The organism is Candidatus Bathyarchaeota archaeon, from assembly GCA_026014465.1.
GTDB lineage: Archaea > Thermoproteota > Bathyarchaeia > Bathyarchaeales > Bathycorpusculaceae > JADGNF01.
Genome location: JAOZID010000010.1, coordinates 1,131,372 through 1,151,566, shown reverse-complemented (window position 1 = coordinate 1,151,566; position 20,195 = coordinate 1,131,372). Strand labels below are relative to the sequence as shown.

Sequence of the window (20,195 nt, the reverse complement as noted above, 5' to 3'; positions counted from 1 at the left end):
TTTGTGTGCATTTAGCTTGTGTATACGGTGTGGCCGTTGAAGGTTATTGACTGTAGTGTGGCTTCGTTTAGTTGAACCACGTTGTCTGGAATCGGTGCGTATTCAAGGCCTGCTGCGAAGTCTTGACCGTCATGTACCACATACCACAGGAAGTCGACTAGTGTTTCTGCTTTTTCCTGAGTCATGCCTTCGACTACGTTAAGTTCTTGGTAGACTATCAAGTAGCTAAAGCTAACTATGGGGTATGCATCATTTCCAGGAGCGTTAAGGATGTCTACGTTGCTCCATGAGTCTGCGCCTGCAGGTAGACCTGCTGATGCTGCTGCGGCGGCTGCTTGTGATGTTGAATCAAGTGATGGTACTACCCAGTTGCCTGATGGATTTTGGATGGCTGCAACAGTCATGTCGTTCTCCAAAGCATATGCCAACTCAACATAACCAATAGCGTATGGTTGACCTATTATGACAGCTGCTACTCCTGAGTTGCCTTTTGCACCAACACCTACTGGCCATGCAACAGTTTTGCCTTGTCCAAGGTCATCTGCCCATGATGTGCTCATTGCAGTTAGGTAACCAGTGAAGATGAAAGTTGTTCCTGAACTGTCTGCTCTGTGGACAACAAGAATTTCGTGTTCTGGCAATGTGGTGCCTGCGTTGATGTCTTGTATGGCGGGGTCGTTCCACATGGTTATGGTGCCTGCAAAGATGTCAGCAACTATTTCTCCTGTTAGGTGTACTCCTGCTGGTATGTCTGGTAGGTTGTATGCTACTGTTACTGCTCCGATGGTTTCGGGTATGTGAAGTGCGTTTGGTGCTTGTTCTGCTTCAGAGGCTTTTAGAGGCGCGTCTGAACCTGCAAAGTCTGAAGTTTTTGCGATGAGCGCAGAGATACCACCGCCGCTTCCAACGGGTTGGTAGTTAATCATAGTGTTGGGTGCAACGCTTTCTGTATACTCAGTTATCATGGTGCTGAGCAATGGATACGGGAATGAAGCTCCTTGTCCGCTCAATGAAATTGTACTTGCGGGGGGCGTTGCTGTGGGAGTAGCGCTTGGTGATGTGGTTGCGCTTGGTGAGGGTTCATCTGCGGGTGCAGCCATATACGTGTATGCTACTATGCTTCCTGCGATTATGGCTATTGCGACTATTGCGATACCTATCATATACGAAGTTTTCATTTTCTGATCTCCTCTTTTTTCCAAAAAAGAGTGTGCCGCGTGGATTTTATATAGATGCTCTCCATAGAGTTCATAGTATATATAGAAATGGTATGTATATGTCCTTATAATTAGTCTCAATATAAAAACCATAAACGGCGGTCACTTTGACAAAAATAGCCGAAAGCCTGAATGTTGAGCAACGGAAACTGCAAGTAACAGGCGGCTCCACCTTTATTTTGTCCCTGCCCAAAGACTGGGTCACCCGAAACCAGCTTAAAAAAGGCAGCGCCATGGCTCTTCGTGAAGAAGACGACGGCTCCCTTTCCATATTGCCTTCAAAATTTGAGAAATACGAAAAGCAAGACGAAGCTTTCATACGTGCTTCTCAAAACGACAACTCGGACGGAATAATACGAGAAGCCATATCTGCTTACCTAGTTGGCTACAACATACTTCATATAAAATCCCAAAATAAACAGCCTTTATCTTCAAAACTGCGCAACCACCTCAAAACCTTTGCTAGGCACTATTTGGTGGGCACTGAAATCGTAACTGATACACCTACTGATTTGACTTTGCAGGTGCTGCTTAATTATCCTGACCTCACCGTCACAAGCGCCCTAAGCCGCATGTCCATAATCGCCGCTTCCATGCACCGCGAAGCCATCTTATCCCTCAAAAACCTAGACTACGCCGCAGCTAAAGCCGTAATCGAAACTGACCGTGAAGTCAACCGCTTTAGCCTCTACATAGTGCGGCTGCTCAAACTGGCGGTCTTGAACTCACGCGTAGTCAAAGAAATAGGCTTAAACAACCCCCGCGACTGCCTAGGCTATAGGCTCATAGCCAAATCTGTTGAACGAACCGCTGACCACGCAACAAAAATAGCTGAAAACGTGCTGCTTCTAAAAGACCCCGTAAGCATAGAGCTTTTAGAAAAAATTGTTCAGATGAGCAACTTGGCGGTTGCCATGTTTGAGAACACGATGATGGCTCTGTTTAAACGAGATTACAAATTAGCTGAATCCGTGATAGAAAAGACAAAAGAAGTGCATAAACTAGAGAAAGCTGCAGTGCTTTCCTTCCAAAACGTCGAAATTGAAGAAATCGCTAATTTGCGTTTGATTATTGAGAGCGTGCGCAGAACCGCCGAGTACGCCAGCGACATCTCTGAGGTTGTGCTCAACTTAAACGTGGAATCCGTGCTGGGCTAAACCCCCTGGTTATCCAACGGCATTAGGTCGCAGTTCCAAAAACGGTTATCCCTCAAAACCCTCTCGGCTAAAGTGAACTCAACTGCCTTTTTGAATATGGGTCCATCGTAGACAAACGAGTGGAACTCGCCGTTCTCGCCACAGGGGTCAACACCAAAAGGCAACGCCTCCAAAAACTCTTCATCAAAATCCTTACCCACAAACTCCTCACCCAAAACATTTGAATCCACAGCCGTAACCACCGCCTTAAACCCCGCCTCAATAAACGCCCGCGCAAGCTCGCCTGTATCTTTTTTCCACAACGGAAAAACCCCCTGCATCCCAACCTTGTGCAAAGACTCCTCACGAAACCTGCGTATATCCTCTAGGAAAATATCTCCAAACAAAACCTTGTCAACGCTTTGCGCCTTGTATTTTTGCAAAATCCCAAGCAGCTCTTTTTCGTACTCCCTATCCGACGCGCCCTTCCTAACAAGCATCTTCTCCAACGGCAACCCCAACGCCTTCGCCTGCTGCTCAACCAACACGCGCCGCACACCATGAATATTTATGCGGTCATCATCTTGCCTAAACGTCCCCAACAACGCCAAAACCCTGATGCCTGAATCCTTCAAAACCTCATAAAGCGCCATGGCACTATCTTTTCCTCCACTCCACGAAACAACAATGTTTTCAGACAAATTCGTCATCTTCTCTCATACCCTAAAGTGGGGCAGCACATAAACCCTTTCAGGCTTCAAATCTTGGTTTTTGCGCTTTATATTTGGTTTTTTTGACGCATTCCGCGGTTTTGTTGATGAATATTTGCGATTTTCTTGTTTGTTAGGTTAATTTTCTGTATTATCTGCGGTTTTAGTCTTTAAAAGTCTGGTTGGATGCGCGTATTTGTTTCACTTTGTCAGTTTTTTGGGTGTTTATTTAGAGCAAAAGGTTATATTCAAATGTTTAAGAGATAGCTGAACGTTTCCCGAATATATAGAACTACCAAATAGGAGAAAATGACCATTTTGAATATGATAAGAAGTGAGACTAAGGCAACAGCGACGGCAATTTTGTTTTTATTTGTCCTTGCGACAGTTGCTTCAACGCCCATCGCTTCTGCACATGACCCTGCATGGGAGGTTCCTACATGGGCATACATGAGTGTTACGCCAAACCTTGTAGGAGTAGACCAGTCTGTGGTCATTGTTATGTGGCTAAACAACTATCCACCTACTGCTAACGGCCAATATGGTGACCGTTGGCACGACTTTGAAATCACAGTCACGAAGCCTGATGGGTCAACAGAAACTTTGGGGCCATTTAATTCTGACCCTGTCGGTTCAGCTTTTACCTCGTACACGCCAACGCTGACAGGCACCTACAAGTTCGTCTTTAGCTGGCCAGGGCAAGTTATTGACGGTTTACCCGTGCCTCCAGGTCAGACAATTGATACCATCCGCGGAGCAGCCACAGTTGGTGACCACTACTTAGGCAGCGCAAGCGACCCTGTTTACCTTGACGTCCAAGCTGACCCCATAGATGCCTACCAAGAAACCCCTGTTCCTGAAGGCTACTGGACACGACCCGTTCACGGCGCAAACCGAAACTGGTATGCAGTTACTGCTAGCTGGCTTGGTCCCTCATCCCTTCAGAAATGTGGTTCAACAAGCAACTTTGCTTACGGTACAGCCCCCGAAAGCGCCCATGTGCTTTGGACTTTGCCCTACTACTCTGGCGGTGTCATGGATGCACGTTTTGGCAGCAACACCTACTACACAGGCTTATCCTACGAACGATACTGGTCTAACCCCATAATTCTAAACGGCAAACTCTACTTCAACGACCAAACCAACCCGCGAGAAGGCTGGTACTGTGTTGACTTGCGCTCAGGAACAATCGACTACTTCCACAACACCACTGGTCCAGTCGTTTCAGGAGGCAGCTTCTCTGGTACAGGCTCTATCCCTGGGCAGTCATTGTCTTTTGGTCAAATCTATAACTATGACTCGCCTAACCAGCACGGAGGCTTTGCATACCTTTGGAGCACCAACGGCTATCAAGACTCTGGTACATGGGATATGTTTGACCAGTTCAGCGGCGCATACGTATGCAGCATAGCAAACGTTACCCAACGCGTAACAACTGGCTCTGGAACTGTTACAATTGGCGCTACTGGAACACAGGTTTACGGCGTTGACGGCAGCATCTTGTACTATAACATCGTAAACTTGGGCAGCAACGCAAACCCGAACTACCACTTGCAAATTTGGAACAACACCTACGCCATATGGTACAAAGAACTCTACACCTCCAACGATTACTGGTTCTGGAGACCTAACCTGAATCAGACATTTGACGGCAGAAACGGCTTCTCACTAGACGTTCAAATCCAAGACATGACCGATGCAGGCAGAGTCTATGAAGTCCGCGAAGGCGAATACATCATTGGCGGAACTGCTGGCAAGAACAACGGCACCTACATCGAAGAAGGTCAACTATGGGCTTTGAGCTTAGAACAAGGCAAAGAAGGCACCCTACTGTGGAACATCACCTACACCCCGCCCGAAACCGTTTACCCTGATACGGTGGCTGGCAACGTTTTGTCCTCATACCCCTACGGACTCATGAGTGGACCATACCTGTACCCTGAAGAAGGCGTATTTGTGTTCACACAACCCATGACCCGTGAATGGTGGGGATACGACCTAGCAGGAAACCAGATCTGGGGCCCAACAGAGCCAATGGAACAGTGGAACTTCTACGGCATGACCTACAACTTCTATGACGGCATGCTACTATCCTGTGGCTACGGCGGCGAACTAATCGCATTTGACGTACAAACTGGCCATGAACTATGGCGCTGGGAAAGCGGCAACGTAGGCTTTGAAAACTATTACGGCGGAAACGCGCCTCTGTCCTTTGGAGCAATTGCTGACGGCAAAATCTACCTGTACTCTACTGAGCACTCACCAAACACGCCTCTGCGACGCGACGCTTTCCTATGGTGTGTTGACGCATACGAAGGTACTTTGCTTTGGAAGATTCAATGCTGGGCAAACGGCTTAGCCATCGGTGATGGATACGCAATAACCCTTGACTCCAACGACAACCAAATCTACTGCTTCGGCGTAGGTCCAAGCGAAACCACCGTAACTGTCTCACCCAAAGTTGCAGACCAATGCGCACCAGTCCTAATTGAAGGCACCGTAACAGACCAATCCCCAGGCGCAATGGGTACCCCCGCAATATCTGATGCTGACCAGCAAGCATGGATGGAATACATCTACCAGCAACGACCCATGCCACAAACAGCAACTGGTGTCACCGTACACCTAACCGCCATTGACCCCAACAACAACCTGCAAGACATCGGAACCGCAGTTAGCGACATAGGCGGCAGCTTTGCCCTTGCATGGACTCCACCAGTTCCAGGCACCTACAAAGTCACTGCAACCTTTGAAGGCTCAGCAGCATACGGCAACTCATACGCAACCACCTACTTCACTGTAGGTGACACCGTCGCAGCATCCGTAACTCCAGATCAGCCAGGTCCATCAGAGACCACACCACCAACACAGCCAACCCCCACACCAATTCAGTCTGCTTCACCCTCCGTTGCTCCTCCACCAACCAGTGAGATGCCAACCACCACCTACATCGCCATCGGAATAGCCATCGCAGTCATCGTAGTCGCAGCAGCGGTTCTCGTCCTACGCAAACGTGCATAAACACAAACACAAAACAACTCCCCCTTTCCTTTTTTAGAAAAAAATGGCTAACAAAAAATAAGGTGAAAATGAGGGCTGAGTGGTCTCTTGGGGTCGTACTCGTACAGTACTAAATAGGTTCATTCTTTCTCTCTCCCTATTTTGGTTCCAGAGCCCCAGCAAACCTCATCCATCTTAGAAAAAACCACACAGCCAGTAAATAATCTTGAGTTCATTTGTTCAATTACAGATGTGAACGGGGCTGTAGAGTGGGCAACTATTTGGTTGGTGTTTATCCGATTATTTTTTTTATGATGGGTATTTGTTTTAGGGGGAGGATGATGGCGAGGCAGATGAAGAGCGTAGCTATGGAGATTAGGGGGACTTCGATGATGGAGTTTAATGTGTTGCTGCTAAGGGTGAAGCCAAAATAGCCACGTTGCAGAGACTCAATTATTATCACGTGTAGCAGGTATATGGGTAGGGTGTTTTCGCTGATTTTTCTAAGTAGCCAATTAGTTTTGGGTTGGCGTGTTTGGCTGGGGCGTTTTTGGGTTGTGTTGAGCAGCAAAAAGAGCGCAGCGGAGGCTAGAATCATTGTTGGGCTAAAGTAGTCTTGGAAAAAGTAGGTTAATGCGCCTCCATAATTTGCCGCCATAAAATACGTGCCAACAGCTGTTAACGCTAACCCCAAAAGCAACAAAACCCCTAGGACCGCGCGGCGCACCTGCAACTTTGCTAGATACAGCCCCAAAACAAAATAGCCCACCCACAAAGGAATTACAAAAACATTAACGTCTAAATGGTAAGGTCCAAAAAGCGCTGGAAGCGGGACAAAAACAGCTCCTAAAAGCCACACCACCAAGAGGTACTTGATTAATTTGCGGCTTGCGTGGGCTATTAGTATGCGCAGAAGCGGCGTGGCAAGGTAGAGCCCAATTAGCATGTACAGGTACCAGAAGTGAAAGTACGGACCTGAAAGCACACCCTGTATTACAAAGCCTGGCGTAAACGTTGCAGGGCTAGAAAAAAAATCCCAAGCAAAATAAATTGCTCCCCAAAACAGAAACGGCAAACCGATACGTGCCCAACGTTTCCTGAAAAACACACTTAGCGGTTCCTCCTCTTTGCCTGGAGAAAGCAAAAGCACGCCGCTTAGCATCGCAAACAACGGCACCCCAACCCGCGACATAGACTGATAAACATCAACCATCCACCAACGCCAAACCTCAAACGGCGCCTGCGGATCAAACGAAGTCGCATCGTTTGTTGCGTGAAGCACAATAACCGCTACAATAGCCACTGCACGAACCAAATCCACTGGAACAGAAAAACCTCTATCCTGCACCAGCTCACCCACCTCAACACCCTAACCGCACTTTACGCTAATAAAACTAGCTTGAAACACAAAAAATGTTTGTTTGCATGGCGGTGGCGGGTCCGCTGGGATTTGAACCCAGGGTCTTCGGCTCCGGAGGCCGACGCCTTAATCCGTGCTAGGCTACGGACCCGTTTGTGTGCTTCAAGAGGTGTGGGGTCTTGGACTTAAGTTAATCGCTACTCGTCTTGGGTGAGGTCTTCGTTTATCCACCAGGCTTTCTTTTTTCCTGATTTTTCGCCTGCGTAGTAGTCGATGATGGGTTTGCCGTGTTGTTTTTTGCTGTTTTTTTGGATTTTGCGCAGCCTGCCAAGAACAAGCCAGCGGTTGACGTTGAGGTACTGCGCAAGTTCAGGGGTGGTTGCGCCTTTGTAGTGCAGTAGGTAATCGACGATTTTGTGGTCTAACTCGTCTATGCAAAAACTATGCGGATTTGTTTTCTGCTGTCCATACGTGAGCAACTCCAAATCCGCCAAGTATTTGCGCACCTGCGCCAACTCGCTTTCAATTTTGCTCATACGTCCCTCCAACTGCAACAACTTATCCGCCCTAGGCGTCTTTTGCAGCTTCTCAAGTATGGCTTCCCTGATAAAATCGCTACGCTCCCCTTCAGGAACACGCAAAACCAACTCACTATACAGCTCCTGTGGAACCTTTGCAGAAACCACTTTAACTTCACTCAACCCCGGCACCTACCCTGATACTTTGCACTTTACTTTTTTATGGCTTCCCTACCTTGGCTTCGCTATGGCTGTTTTTTTTTGTTTAGAAACTTTTTTGGTACTGTTTATTTTATGTGGGTTGGGTTTGTGTTGCTGTTGTGGTTAGGTTGTTGTAGTGGTTTTGGATGGTTTCTACGAGCTTGTTTTTTTGTTCTGTAGGGGGTAGTTTTCTGTTTTTTAGAAGTTCTATTTTTGCTGAGAGTTCACAGTCGCCTATGTCGTTGAGCCATGCTTGGAAGTCTTCTCGTTTTACGTGGAAGTCTATGGCTTCGGGGCTTAGCTGCGTGATTTTCTCTGAGAAGTCTTTGAGGCTGCGTGCGTGCAGGTCAAGGGGCGTTGCGATTTTTTCGTAGAAATGGAACGCTTTTTCTGGGGGCAAGCTTGTAAGCATGGCTTTGGCGGCTTGTTTATCCACGACAGTTACTCCAAGGGCTTTTTTGCCTGCCTCTGTAATTTGGTAGTAGCCTTTTTCAGGCGAAGTCACATAGCCTTTGCGGATTAACCCGATAATATGCATCATAGTCGCGGGAAACTCTCTTTTGATATCCTTGGCGAACGGGGTCGGTTTAACGGGCCTATCGCATAGTAGCATCTCTTCTAGTACTTCATATTTGGCTGGTGACAAATCCATCTGACGCACTCCCACCAATACAGTGCGCATGGGGGCTAATCAAACTTTCTGGGAAGTTACTGCTTTGAAATAAGCAAAGTATTAGTATGCACCAAGTGGCATTTGTCTTTGGAAACGGTGGAAGCCACGGATGAAAATTTCTGTTCTTGTTTATGAATATCCTCCAAAAATCGTTGGGGGCTTGGGTACTTATGCTTCTGAAATTACCCGTAAATTTGTTCTCTTAGACCATGACGTGGCAGTGTTTACCATGAACGATGATGAGGGCACGCTGCCCACCCGCGAAATCTGGCGCGGCATAGAAATCTACCGCCCCTTGCACCTTGACGTTTCTGATTCGCTGCCTGATGTCATAGCCGAAGACATACGCAAATGGGGACGAGGTATACATTTCTTTAGCAAACTGCTAGTTTACAATTATTTGACGGCGGCAAAACTGGTTAATGAACTCATCAAACGCGACTCCATAACGTATGATTTGGTTGTTGCCCACGATTGGCTCTCGGTTATGGGGGGTATCACGGTTAAGAAGGAGGCAGGGTTGCCTTTGGCTTTTCACGTGCACTCTACCGAGTATGGGCGTACGATGGGAACTGGCAGCAGCGTAGTGAGCAATATTGAACTTCGCGGTGGCAAAATGGCTGATGTCATAGTGACGGTTTCTCACGCCATGAAAGATGAGCTGGTGCATCTTGGTTTTCCCAAAGAAAAAATCCAAGTCGCCTACAACGGCGTAGACCCCCAAAAATATGACCCCAAAACCGTAACCAAAGAACAAACCCGCAAAATACGCGAATTCTACGGCTTAACAGAGGATGATTTGATGATTCTTTTCGTAGGTAGGCTCGTTGGGGTTAAAGGTGTTGACAAACTCATCTTGTCCATGCCCCACATACTGGTAAAATACCCCAACGCCAAGCTGGTCATCGTAGGCGTAGGCGACCTGCAAGAGTACCTTTCAAACTTGACACGCGCCATAAAAATGGACAAATACGTCAAGTTCCGCTTCGACTTCATATCAGAAGAAGAACGCATAATCCACTACGCAGCCTGCGACGTAGCCGCGTTCCCAAGCTTTTATGAACCCTTTGGCATCGTAACCTTAGAAGCCATGGCTATGGAAAAACCCGTAGTTGTAGGCGCAGCAGGCGTTAGCGGCATGCGCGAGATAGTTATTTGCTGCGGCGATGAACAATGTGGCTTTCACATAGACCCAAACAACCCTTCTGATATTGCTTGGGGAATCATGAGTGCGCTAGAGAGCCCTGAGAAACGCCTCTGGCTAGGCAAAAATGCGCGAAAACGGGTCCTTGAAGAATTCACTTGGGACAAAATCAGCAAAAGAACCCTTGAAATCTACGAAGGCATCCAAAGACGCTAACCCACGGTGAAGTTCTTGGCTGGCGGCTCTGGTTCTGCGCGGCGTAAAGTTGCCCGCGAAGCTGCTTACATGCTGTATTTTGGCCAGGAAAAAGAGTACAAGCAAGCCAAACTTAGAGCTTCGCAGACTTTGGGCGTGCACGTTTTGCCGTCTAACTTGGAGGTTGCCTTAGAACTGGACGTTTTAGCTCAGGAAATCGAAGGCGAAGCACGAACGCAGCGGCTCATACAAATGCGCACCCAAGCACACAACCTCATGAACGCCCTAAACCGGTTTTGGCCCGTCTTAATTGGCAGTGTCTGGCGAGGCACCATACGCAAAGGCAGCGACATAGACATATCAGCTTACCACGACAACCCCAACGAAGTCCTATACACGTTGCAAAGCAGCGGCTTTAGGGTTTTGAAAGCTGAACCCGTCCGCGCCACAGTAAACGGAAAAACCTGCAGTTCCTTTCACATTTACATCCAAACCCCCAACTGTGTAGCTGAAGTGGTTGTTCGCGACCTTCAAGAAGCTAAACAAAAACGCACCTGCGAGTTTTTCGGCGGCGAAATCAAAGGGTTAAACCTCAACGAGCTAGAACAACTCCTCAAAAACAACCCCAGCCAACGCTTTCTCCCCTGACCTTTGCCTTAGACGCAAAAACGTTTGTTGAAACGAAAAAAGACATAAACCTGTTTTTCCCTAGCCTGAACAAGTAACCCTTGGCTTTGGAGGTGGCTACATGAGTGTTGATAAAGAATCCGTCAAAAAAATGTTTCCGCATTTATCTCGCGAGCTTGAAGACGAAGATGAACAAAACAAGGTCTCTATAGACTCTCTTCGCGCAGACCCTGAAGCTGCTGAACTCGAAGCCCAAGGCGAAAACGCCCTCCCCCAAGAGGCAGCTCCCGAAGACAAGTTTCGCCACTACAACCCTTCCGTAGTTGACTTCATACGCCGCTGCGACACCAAAACCCAAGCAGAAGAAATCGTTGCCTACCTAGAAAAAAGAGGCGAAATCCCCGTCGAATACGCCTGCGAAATCCGCGCCCAACTAAAAAGCAAAGGCGTACGCAGTTTTGGCTCCAAAAAAGACGCCGACTACTACCTCAAAGAAGGCGGCTTCTAACCCTGCGGCGCGCAGAGTTTTTTCTGCTGCTTTGCTGTTTAGCTGCTGTTTTGTGTGGTTTGCCCGAAAATCTAAATACACCTGTTTCATAGCATCTTCTAAAAGTAAATAAATTAGCTTACGGTACATTAAGAAAATCTTGCGTTGGAGGAAAGTGTGTGAAGCGAACTGTTGTGGTCTTGGTTGTTGTTTTTTTGGCGGTTTCTTTGTCTCTTCAGGTTAATTTGCAGTCGGCAAATGCTCAAACCGCTAACTATACTGTAGAGCAGGTGGACCATTTGGTGCAGGTTTTATCGTCGGGGCATCTGGTCGTAACTGATACTATCCATACATCTGGTCAGTTGCCTAGCAGTTTCCAGATTGGTTTTCCCTTCAAATATGGTTCGCACCTGCTAAACGCTATGGCGTATGATAGTAACAATCAAGCTTTGCCCGTAACCTTAGGAGTTCAAATGCAAGACCAAGGCTTCTACGCCGCAAGCATAAACCTTCCAGCACAACCCACCTCAACATTCACCATAGTTTTCACCTTCGAAAACGACCTCCTCACAACCTTATCGACACCAACAATCTACACTCTTGATTTCCCCGCGTACCCAAGCCTCCCCAAAACCGCGGGTTTATGCAACGTGACCTTGCAGCCTCCCCAAAGCGCTGGCAACATCAAAGTTGACAAACCCGACGGAGGCGTTAACTCAACCTACTTCTCAACAAACAACCTAGAAGCCTTCAGTTACGCGCCAGCAACAGCTAATTTCACAGTAACCTACGGGTACTTCCATCCAGTAACAGTATCCACCTTGGAACGTAACCTTAGCGTGGACTTTGCAGGAACCGTAAAATCCGCGGATACCTACACCATAACCAGCAACTCAGGCATCAACATAAACTCCATATTGCTCAACTTGCCTGCTAACGCCACAAACGTTGTAGCCAAAGACCAATTCGGCAGAACCCTCTCCACCCGAACCCAGCAAACAAGCAGCAACACCATAGTCTACAACGTAACTCTAAACATACCCATGGCAACAAACGATTTAGGCATCATAACAATGGAATACAATCTGCCCAGCATCTCCACGGCGCAGTCCCACTTCACCTTAAGCATAGACCCCTACCCCTACCTCAACTACTACGTTAACTATGAATCCATAACCCTAACTCTCCCAGAAGGCGCAACCATAACCGCCCCCACACTCAACGAACTAGGCAACGCCGTAACGTTAAGCCGCGACATGTTCCAAGAATCCCTAACCGTTCACGCATACGGCATCAGCCGCGCTAACACCCCTCTTGCCCCAGACAACACCGTACACGTCTCTTTTGACTACAGTTCCCTATGGGTTGCTTTCCGCCCAACTTCGTGGGTTTGGGCTATAACTTTTGTAAGCGTATTTGGCGTAGCTCTCTACAAGCGACCCCGAACCAAAACCCAAAAACCCGCCCCCGTTCACCATGAGGTTTCCGTTCCTGTTGCTGCTGCTCCTGAGCGCTCGGATAGCGTTGAAGAACTCGCAAGTGCCTGTGAAGAAAAAACCAAACTGCTCTCTGATTTGCAGGCTTTGGATACAAAAGTGCAAAAAGGCAAAATCTCACGGCGCCGCTACAAAGTCCAAACCAAAAACATCGAGCTCCGATTAAACAGCCTAAACCAACGCATAACCCAGCTAAACCAAACCATGCAAAACGCAGGCGGCAGACACGCTGACCTCGCCAAGCAAATAGAACACGCCGATGCCCAACTCAAAGAAGTCAACATTGCCATCAAAAACCTAGAAACCCGCCGCAAAATCGGAGAAATCTCCATAGAAACCTACCGCAAACAACTCCCTGAGCTAGAGCGAAGAAAAGAAAAGGCGCAGTCGCACTTTGATGAACTTTTAGGTAGATTACGTTAAGAACCCTGTAGATTTACCTAAAAGCTTTTATCCTTCTTGTATACTTTTGATAAAATTCAATAGAGGTATGAAATAATGGTTAAAATCGTAGTTGACGACAAGTGCAATGGATGCGAAACCTGTGTAAACACATGCCCCGTAGGTGTTTACGAAATGAAAGACGGCAAATCCGTTCCCGTCAAAGTTGATGAGTGCCTTGTCTGCAGAGCATGCGAAGCTCAATGCCCACAAGGTGCAATTCAGGTAATCGAGTAAGCGTCTGCTTCTCGGTTAACCAAGCATCTAAAGTACTACAAACCTATCCTACATCACTCTTTCTTTTCTTTAACTAAATATTCTCTACAGTTGTTTGTTTCTCAAACAGAGTTTTTACGTACTCGCCCAACGTAACGCCCTGCTTTTTAGCTAACCGCTTCAAAACGTTGCTAACCCCCGTGCTGTACTGCACCGCCTTCTTAGGCTTCTGTGCAATGCTTCTTGGCAACCCCAACTCCAAAGCGGCTCTACGCAAAACCAGTTTCCGCAGCGAATCCACCCGTGGCTCAACCTTCAACGACGCAGGCAAACCCAAAGCAAAATCCACCACCGCATACCCCGCAAACGGCAACCGCAACGAAACATCATGAAAACCACAAATCTTCAAATCCCGCTCCAAATTACTCTCACAAATCCCCACAACATCCCCAAACATCATCTCCCTAAGCTTCTCCTCCCCCGCCTGCACGTACTCAGTCACGTAACGCTGATAGCCGCCAAAGAGCTCATCTGCGCCCTGACCCGCAAGCAAAACCTCCAAACCCGCTTCCGCAGCTTTTTGGGCAGTCCAGTAAAACGGCACTCCAACCCCCGCCTTCACAGGGTCAGATTCCTCAATCAAACCCACAACTCTGCCAACAATGTTTTCAACGTCGGATTCCGTGAACAGGTGAACATGCAACGGCAAACCCAACGCCTCCGCAGCCCTCTGGGCTTCCTTGGTTTCGGGATGATTCTCCATGCTCACATGCACCAACTCAACGTCCACGCCGCATTGTTTAACCAAAAACGCCACCACGCTACTATCCAAACCCCCAGAAAACGCCACCGCACAACGCTCAACACCATGCAAACGCACCCGAACCGCTTCCTCTAGCAACCTTTGCAACATCGCTGAAGCATCCTCCAAACTCACCGCCACAGGCTCAACACAACACCATGTCCTAATCGCTTCAAACTCAAACCCGCTACGGCTGGCAACTCCAACATTTCCAGGCGGAAACGACCTCACATCCTCCACACCCAAACTCCACAAAGCGCTGCGGTTAGACGCTAACGCACAAACGTCCTCGGTTTCTCCATAGTGTAGGGGGGCTATCCCGATGGGGTCTCTGGCGGCGGTGATTTGGTTTTCTGTAAGCGTCAAAAGCGCGTAGTCGCCTTCGGTTTGGGAGACAAAATCTTTGGTGAAGCGTTGGGAGTTGAAGGGTTCTGTAGGGTTTGTGGGCGGGTTTTGCTTGTAGATGGTTGCGTCGAAGACCAAGGCTGCGTTTTGATAGTTTTGGATTTCGAATCTGCCCTTTTTGGGTGGTTGGGTGGAGGCAAACGCCATGGCTACCTGTGATTTCAAATTGTGCGTGCGTAGGTTTTCTATGTCCTGCTCTACGGTGGTTTGCTTGGGTGTCACTAATCCAAAATGCTTGCTGGTTTGCGTATCCAACGTTTCTATTGCCAAGAGGGCTTTTTTGGGTGCGTTCTCGCCTTTTTTATCCAAAACCGCAACTGTTACCTTCACGTTCTATGGTCTCCGTCTTCTTGTTGAGTATTGTTTTGGTAAAACATTAATCTTTAAGCGGCGTAACATTTCAGGCGAGGAACAGTAGTTGCCGATTTTACCTATAGATACGGGTCGTTACGGTACCCCTGAGATGCTTAGTGTATTTTATGAGGAAACTCGAATCCAAAAATACCTCGACGTAGAAGCCGCCCTTGCTTGGGCACACGCAAAAGTCGGAAACATCCCCGAGAAGGACGCGCAGGAAATCGCCCGCAAAGCCACTACCCAATACGTTAAGGTTGAGCGAATCAAAGCCATCGAGAAAGAAATCAAACATGACCTCGCCTCTTTGGTTCGCGCGCTTTCAGAGCAGTGCGGCTCCAGCGGCGCATACGTACACTTAGGCGCAACCAGCTACGACATCGTAGACACCGCCAACGCTCTGCAACTCAAAGACGCCACAGACATCATCGAAAACAAACTCGTCGACCTCAAGCAAATCCTCAAGCAAAAAGCTGCCCAGCACGCAGAAACCGTCATGGCAGGGCGCACGCATGGTCAACATGCTCTTCCCATCACGTTGGGCTTCAAATTTTCCGTTTGGGGCTACGAGATTGAACGCAACATACAAAGGCTACAGCAGTGCCGCGAACGCGTAATCGTAGGAAAAATCAGCGGCGCAGTAGGCACACAAGCCGGACTGGGCGAGCACGCCACGCGCATTCAAGAGTTGGTTATGCAAAAACTCGGCATCCAAGCAGCAGAGATTTCTACGCAGATTGTGCAGCGTGACCGCTACGCCGAACTCATCGGGGTTTTGGCTGTTGTGGCGTCGTCTTTGGATAATTTTGCCACTGAAATACGCGAACTGCAACGCCCTGAGATTGCTGAGGTGTTTGAGTCGTTTGAAGCAAAAAAGCAAGTGGGCAGCTCCACCATGCCCCACAAACGCAACCCCGAAACCTGCGAACGTATCTGTGGCTTAGCCCGTATCATCCGAAGCCTAACCATACCTGCCCTTGAAGATGTAACCACATGGCACGAACGCGACTTAACCCAGTCCTCGACTGAGCGTTTCTTGTTGCCCCAAGCCTGCATATTAACCGATTACCTGCTCTCTTTGATGAACCGCATCCTGCTAAACCTGCGCGTAGACGAAAAACGCATGCTCCAAAACATCAACCTCACACAGGGACGCGCCATGTCCGAATCTGTCATGATGGCTCTGACCCGCAAGGGCGTGAACCGCCAAGAAGCCCACGAACTACTACGGCAACTGACCATAAAAAGCGAAGTCGCCAAGCAGCCCTTCAAGCAAACCCTGCTCAGTGACGCTTTCGTGTGCAGCAAACTCAACGAAACCGAAATAGACCAAGCACTCAACCCCAAAAACTACCTAGGCACCGCAGTACAACAAGCCCACGCCTTCGCAAAAGCTAACTAAAAATCCGCCAACGATTTCTGGCTCCACTCATCACCCTTCTTTAGCTGCTCCCACTTCTCCTTTTTGACTTGCCCACCCACTTGCTCCTTGATTTTCTTGGCTAGGCGCGGTCCAATCGTGGGCAGGTAGGTGAGGTTGTCGAGGTCGACGTGTTTTAGGTCTTCTACTGTTTTGTAGCCTGCATCGTAGAGTACGCGTCCGCGGGTGCGCCCTACGCCGTCGAGCTTCACGATAGGCAGCAGTTCTTTTTTGATTCCTTTAGCGACGCGCTCGTTTAATTCAAAGAGCATTGGCAACAGCGTTTTTTGTCCCAGTAGCGATGCGAGTTCTTGGGTTGCGTGTAGTAGCCATTTGCCGTTTTCGATGATGCGGTACAAATCTCCGGGTTGCACGCGGTACTTGTCCATGAGTTCGTCCTCAGTGGTTTCTTCAATCCACGCCTGCAAAATCAACGCCGTCTTCAACTCACCCAAGTATTCTTGGAAGGCGAACTGGTCGTCCCATTCGTTGGGCGGTTCTATGAAAAGTTCGTGGCGGTGTTGTTCGGCTTTGACTGCCATGATTTCGATTTCTTCGCGGTAAGGGCGCATGACAGGTCCCATGTCGGGTGTGTGAGTAATAAGATGCAGCAGGCTGAGTTCGGTTAAGTTTGGCGGAGGGTTTTGGAGGGCTTCGCGAATCGTGACGGCGGAGACGGGGTCTATGTAGAGTTCGCTGGAACGTTTCCCCAGCCTTGACGCGAACAGGTTCCTCTTATCCACATGCAAAAGCTGCTCGTCGTAGAGGTACTTGAGAATCTTGCTAATCACCGCCTTCATAGCCCGCAAATCATACTGGTACGCATAAAACGTCCTGCCAAAAAAATCGTACACGCCCTTCTCGGTATGCGCAAAATCCGAAGCCACCGTCGCCAACACGTGCCCCCTTAGAATCTTCTCAACTGCAAGCCTAGACCAGATACGCTCAGGACTCGCCAACACAAAATTCTCCATCAAATAATCGGATTCCTCCGCGTTTTTGGCTATGAGTATGGATTCGCCGTTCTTGTCGTACTTGGGTCTGCCTGCGCGTCCAGCCATCTGCTTGTATTCTAAGACGCTAATTGGGTAGTAGCCGTATCCTGCTTCGTAGCGGCGGTAATCCTGGACAATGACGGTGCGTGCGGGAAGGTTCATGCCAAACGCTAAGGTGGGCGTTGCGGTTAGCACTTTGATTTTGCCCTGCCTAAACAGCTCCTCAATTATTCTGCGATGTGCCCCCGCCAAGCCTGCATGGTGAAATGCTGCGCCGCAAGCGACAAGGTTGGCTAGGGATTCGCTGAGTTTGGTTTTTTCGTAGGCACCTCGGATTCTTTCTGCCTCATGTTCCAAGCCCTTCTTGGCGAATTTGCTAAGCTGTTTGCTTGTTTGATCCGCAATTTTTTTTGCCAGCGAAGAGGCGTTTCTGCGTGTAGAAGCAAAAACCAGCGCCTGCCCCTTTGTCTTCACCGTATTCAACGCCAAATTTACAACGTCATTGCTGGTTGCGCGTTCAATCTTGCGGGCATCGCCATCCTTGTATTGAATTTCATCATGCAGCAAAACGCCCTCCTTGAGGTTTACGGGGCGCCACTCGGTTATGACGTATTGGGCTTTGAGCCATGTGGCGATTTCGTCGACGTTGCCCATGGTGGCGCTTAGGGCGAGGACTTGGATTTTAGGGTTAACCTCCATGAGCCTTGCCAAAACAACTTCCAAAGTCGGTCCGCGCTGCGCTTCGTTGAGCAGGTGTACTTCATCCGCGACAACTAGCGAGATTTCGTCCATCCACTTCGCACGGTGCCTTAGCAGCGAATCCGCTTTCTCGTTGGTGGTTACTATAATGTCGTATCTTCCCAGCCACGAATCGCCGCTGTCAAAATCTCCCGTACTCACGCCCACACTAACAGGTCGCCCATCAGGCTTCTCAAGCTTACTGAACCGTTGGAAATCCTCAAATTTTTCGCTGGCAAGCGCCCGAAGCGGAGCCAAATACACCACCTTACCCCCACGCTCCAAAACATGCTTCAAACTGCAAAGCTCCGCAACCAACGTCTTCCCCGACGCCGTAGGGCTAGCCAAAACCAAATTCGCCCCCTCCAACGCCCCCGCAGCTACCGCTTCTTCCTGCGGAGGAAACAACTCCACCACCCCACCCTGAACCAAAAGCTCCTTAAGCTGCAAAGGAATATTGAGTTCGGAAATTCTCACTTGACTTCGCCAACAAACCTGCTTAATTCTTTACAGTAAAAGCCCCCTGCAGGTTAATAGCATTTATTCGCCAAACATGCCCATTTCCAGCCCCACCAGTGACAGTTTTTGTGTGTTTGGTTGATGCTTTTGTATACGGATTCTGTGGCGTCCGTGACAAGCCAACTGATTTTGGGCTATAAATTAAACATGTGTTGATTAGGTGAGCTGTATTTGTGGGTTTTATTAGTTTTGATTGGTTTTTTGTGAATGTTTGTTGGTGTTGGTTTTGGTGGTTTGCGGGTCAATGTTTTTTAGTGTTTTGATGCTATAGTTATAAGACTGTTATTGTTTTGTTGTTGTGGGTGTGGTTTGTTTGGTTGAGAATGTTCGTGAGCTTTTGAAGTTGCATGAGGGCATCAAGCATGAAGTTTACTTAGATAACGAGAACAGCAGCACTGTTCCAAAAGAAGTCCTTGATGAGATGTTGCCCTACTTTAGTGAGAAGGCGTATGGGAACCCGACACTAACACATAAGCCTGGATGGGAAGCTTTTACCGCGATTATGGAGTCGAGCAAGAAAATCTCCGAGTGCGTGGGTGCAAAGATTTTGGAGGAAATCAACTTTACGCCTGGCGAAACCGAAGCTAACAACTTGGCACTGATGGGTTGCGCTTTTGCTGCGCCTAAGACGGGCAAGAAGATTGTAATTAGCGAAATTGAACCCATTAACGTGATGAACGTCGCCGTGGATTTGATGAAAAAGTACGGTTACACAACCACTAAGGTCAAGGTGGACTCTGAAGGCTTCATAGACTTAGAACAACTCAAGGGTGTCGTTGACAAAGAGACCGCGTTGGTGAGCATAGCCGCCGTTAACAACGAAATCGGCACCGTGCAGCCCCTCAAAGAAGCTGTTGATATCGTCAAAGACAAAAACCCACAGGCGCTCTTCCACACTGACGCCTGCGACGCTTACGGGAAAATTCCCTTCAACGTCCAAGACCTCAAAGTGGACATGGCGACTTTGAGTAGCTACAAAATCCAAGGTCCTCGCGGAGTCGGCGCACTTTACATACGTGAAGGCGTGAATGCAGAAAAAATCATCGAAGGTCAACTGGGTACCCAAAAACTCTGGCCAGGCATAGAAAACACGCCGCTCATAGCTGGGTTTGCAAAAGCTTCCGAGCTGGCCTTTGCCGATTTTGAAGCAACCACAAAGCATCTGCGCGCGTTGAGCAACCAGTTAGCTGAGGGTATCTTGGGCAAGATGTCGGATGTGCGCTTTAATGGTCCTAAGGGTGATAAGCGGGCTCCTGATAACGTTAACATTAGTTTTTTGCGTGCTGAAGGTGAAGCCCTAACTATTGAGTTGAGTTTGAAGGGCGTGTATGTTTCCAGCGGCAGCGCGTGTAGCCGACGACTTCTTCAGCCCAGCCACGTCTTAGTTGCCATTGGCAGAAAATACAGCGAAGCCCACGGCAGCGTTCTCATGAAACCCACGCGCTACCACACCAAAGATGATATTGCTTATGTGTTGGATGTGCTTCCTAGTTCAGTGGAGCGCATACGAGGCATAGTAGGCTCAACAGGAGTTGATTAAA

General features: G+C 48.5%; 16 protein-coding genes and 1 tRNA gene. 9 read left to right on the top strand and 8 right to left on the bottom strand.

Going from position 1 to position 20,195, the window contains the following annotated elements:
• Window positions 1–11: 11 nt before the first annotated feature.
• Window positions 12–1,178, bottom strand: coding sequence for a phosphate ABC transporter substrate-binding protein PstS (gene pstS / locus NWF04_08045; protein MCW4006523.1), 1,167 nt, complete (start codon window positions 1,176–1,178; stop codon window positions 12–14).
• A gap of 146 nt (window positions 1,179–1,324) precedes the next feature.
• Here pstS and NWF04_08040 point away from each other — a divergent pair, with 146 nt between their 5' ends.
• Complete coding sequence (locus tag NWF04_08040; protein MCW4006522.1) at window positions 1,325–2,374, top strand: phosphate uptake regulator PhoU; 1,050 nt, start codon at window positions 1,325–1,327, stop codon at window positions 2,372–2,374.
• Here NWF04_08040 and NWF04_08035 read toward each other — a convergent pair.
• Window positions 2,371–3,063, bottom strand: a complete 693-nt coding sequence (locus NWF04_08035) for a diphthine--ammonia ligase (GenBank protein MCW4006521.1) — start codon at window positions 3,061–3,063, stop codon at window positions 2,371–2,373. The two genes, NWF04_08040 and NWF04_08035, sit on opposite strands and share 4 nt — an antisense overlap.
• Before the next feature lie 309 nt (window positions 3,064–3,372).
• On the opposite strand from NWF04_08035, the gene NWF04_08030 reads away from it, so the two are divergent.
• The gene (locus NWF04_08030; protein ID MCW4006520.1) at window positions 3,373–6,084 is read left to right on the top strand and encodes a hypothetical protein; all 2,712 of its coding nucleotides are present in this window, start codon (window positions 3,373–3,375) and stop codon (window positions 6,082–6,084) included.
• Between the two features lie 271 nt (window positions 6,085–6,355).
• Here NWF04_08030 and NWF04_08025 read toward each other — a convergent pair whose 3' ends face one another.
• The 4 genes from NWF04_08025 to NWF04_08010 all read right to left on the bottom strand — a co-directional run bounded on the left by NWF04_08025 (window position 6,356) and on the right by NWF04_08010 (window position 8,794).
• Entirely contained in the window at window positions 6,356–7,411 is a 1,056-nt protein-coding gene (locus NWF04_08025; GenBank protein ID MCW4006519.1) for an acyltransferase, read from the bottom strand.
• An 84-nt stretch (window positions 7,412–7,495) separates the two neighbouring features.
• A tRNA-Arg gene (locus tag NWF04_08020) sits at window positions 7,496–7,574 on the bottom strand.
• 46 nt (window positions 7,575–7,620) lie between these two features.
• Window positions 7,621–8,124 carry a ribbon-helix-helix domain-containing protein gene (locus NWF04_08015; protein ID MCW4006518.1) on the bottom strand — a complete coding sequence of 168 codons (504 nt, stop codon included), beginning with the start codon at window positions 8,122–8,124 and terminating at the stop codon, window positions 7,621–7,623.
• A gap of 109 nt (window positions 8,125–8,233) precedes the next feature.
• On the bottom strand, window positions 8,234–8,794 hold the full coding sequence (locus NWF04_08010; GenBank protein ID MCW4006517.1) for a DUF5752 family protein: 561 nt from the start codon (window positions 8,792–8,794) through the stop codon (window positions 8,234–8,236).
• Between the two features lie 130 nt (window positions 8,795–8,924).
• On the opposite strand from NWF04_08010, the gene NWF04_08005 reads away from it, so the two are divergent.
• From NWF04_08005 to NWF04_07985, 5 genes are all read left to right on the top strand, one after another.
• Entirely contained in the window at window positions 8,925–10,175 is a 1,251-nt protein-coding gene (locus tag NWF04_08005) for a glycosyltransferase family 4 protein (protein ID MCW4006516.1), read from the top strand.
• A 15-nt stretch (window positions 10,176–10,190) separates the two neighbouring features.
• Window positions 10,191–10,802, top strand: a complete 612-nt coding sequence (locus NWF04_08000; GenBank protein MCW4006515.1) for a hypothetical protein — start codon at window positions 10,191–10,193, stop codon at window positions 10,800–10,802.
• 100 nt (window positions 10,803–10,902) lie between these two features.
• Window positions 10,903–11,289 carry a DUF2095 domain-containing protein gene (locus tag NWF04_07995; GenBank protein MCW4006514.1) on the top strand — a complete coding sequence of 129 codons (387 nt, stop codon included), beginning with the start codon at window positions 10,903–10,905 and terminating at the stop codon, window positions 11,287–11,289.
• Window positions 11,290–11,447: 158 nt separating this feature from the next.
• Complete coding sequence (locus NWF04_07990; protein MCW4006513.1) at window positions 11,448–13,187, top strand: hypothetical protein; 1,740 nt, start codon at window positions 11,448–11,450, stop codon at window positions 13,185–13,187.
• A 75-nt stretch (window positions 13,188–13,262) separates the two neighbouring features.
• On the top strand, window positions 13,263–13,442 hold the full coding sequence (locus tag NWF04_07985; GenBank protein MCW4006512.1) for a 4Fe-4S binding protein: 180 nt from the start codon (window positions 13,263–13,265) through the stop codon (window positions 13,440–13,442).
• Window positions 13,443–13,515: 73 nt separating this feature from the next.
• Here NWF04_07985 and NWF04_07980 read toward each other — a convergent pair whose 3' ends face one another.
• Window positions 13,516–14,958 carry an asparagine synthetase B gene (locus tag NWF04_07980; GenBank protein ID MCW4006511.1) on the bottom strand — a complete coding sequence of 481 codons (1,443 nt, stop codon included), beginning with the start codon at window positions 14,956–14,958 and terminating at the stop codon, window positions 13,516–13,518.
• Window positions 14,959–15,046: 88 nt separating this feature from the next.
• Between NWF04_07980 and purB the strand changes: the two genes are divergently transcribed.
• Complete coding sequence (gene purB / locus NWF04_07975; protein ID MCW4006510.1) at window positions 15,047–16,384, top strand: adenylosuccinate lyase; 1,338 nt, start codon at window positions 15,047–15,049, stop codon at window positions 16,382–16,384.
• Here purB and NWF04_07970 read toward each other — a convergent pair.
• Entirely contained in the window at window positions 16,381–18,612 is a 2,232-nt protein-coding gene (locus NWF04_07970; protein MCW4006509.1) for a DEAD/DEAH box helicase, read from the bottom strand. The two genes, purB and NWF04_07970, sit on opposite strands and share 4 nt — an antisense overlap.
• Window positions 18,613–18,967: 355 nt before the next feature.
• Between NWF04_07970 and NWF04_07965 the strand changes: the two genes are divergently transcribed.
• Window positions 18,968–20,194 carry a cysteine desulfurase gene (locus NWF04_07965; GenBank protein MCW4006508.1) on the top strand — a complete coding sequence of 409 codons (1,227 nt, stop codon included), beginning with the start codon at window positions 18,968–18,970 and terminating at the stop codon, window positions 20,192–20,194.
• Window position 20,195: the final 1 nt, after the last annotated feature.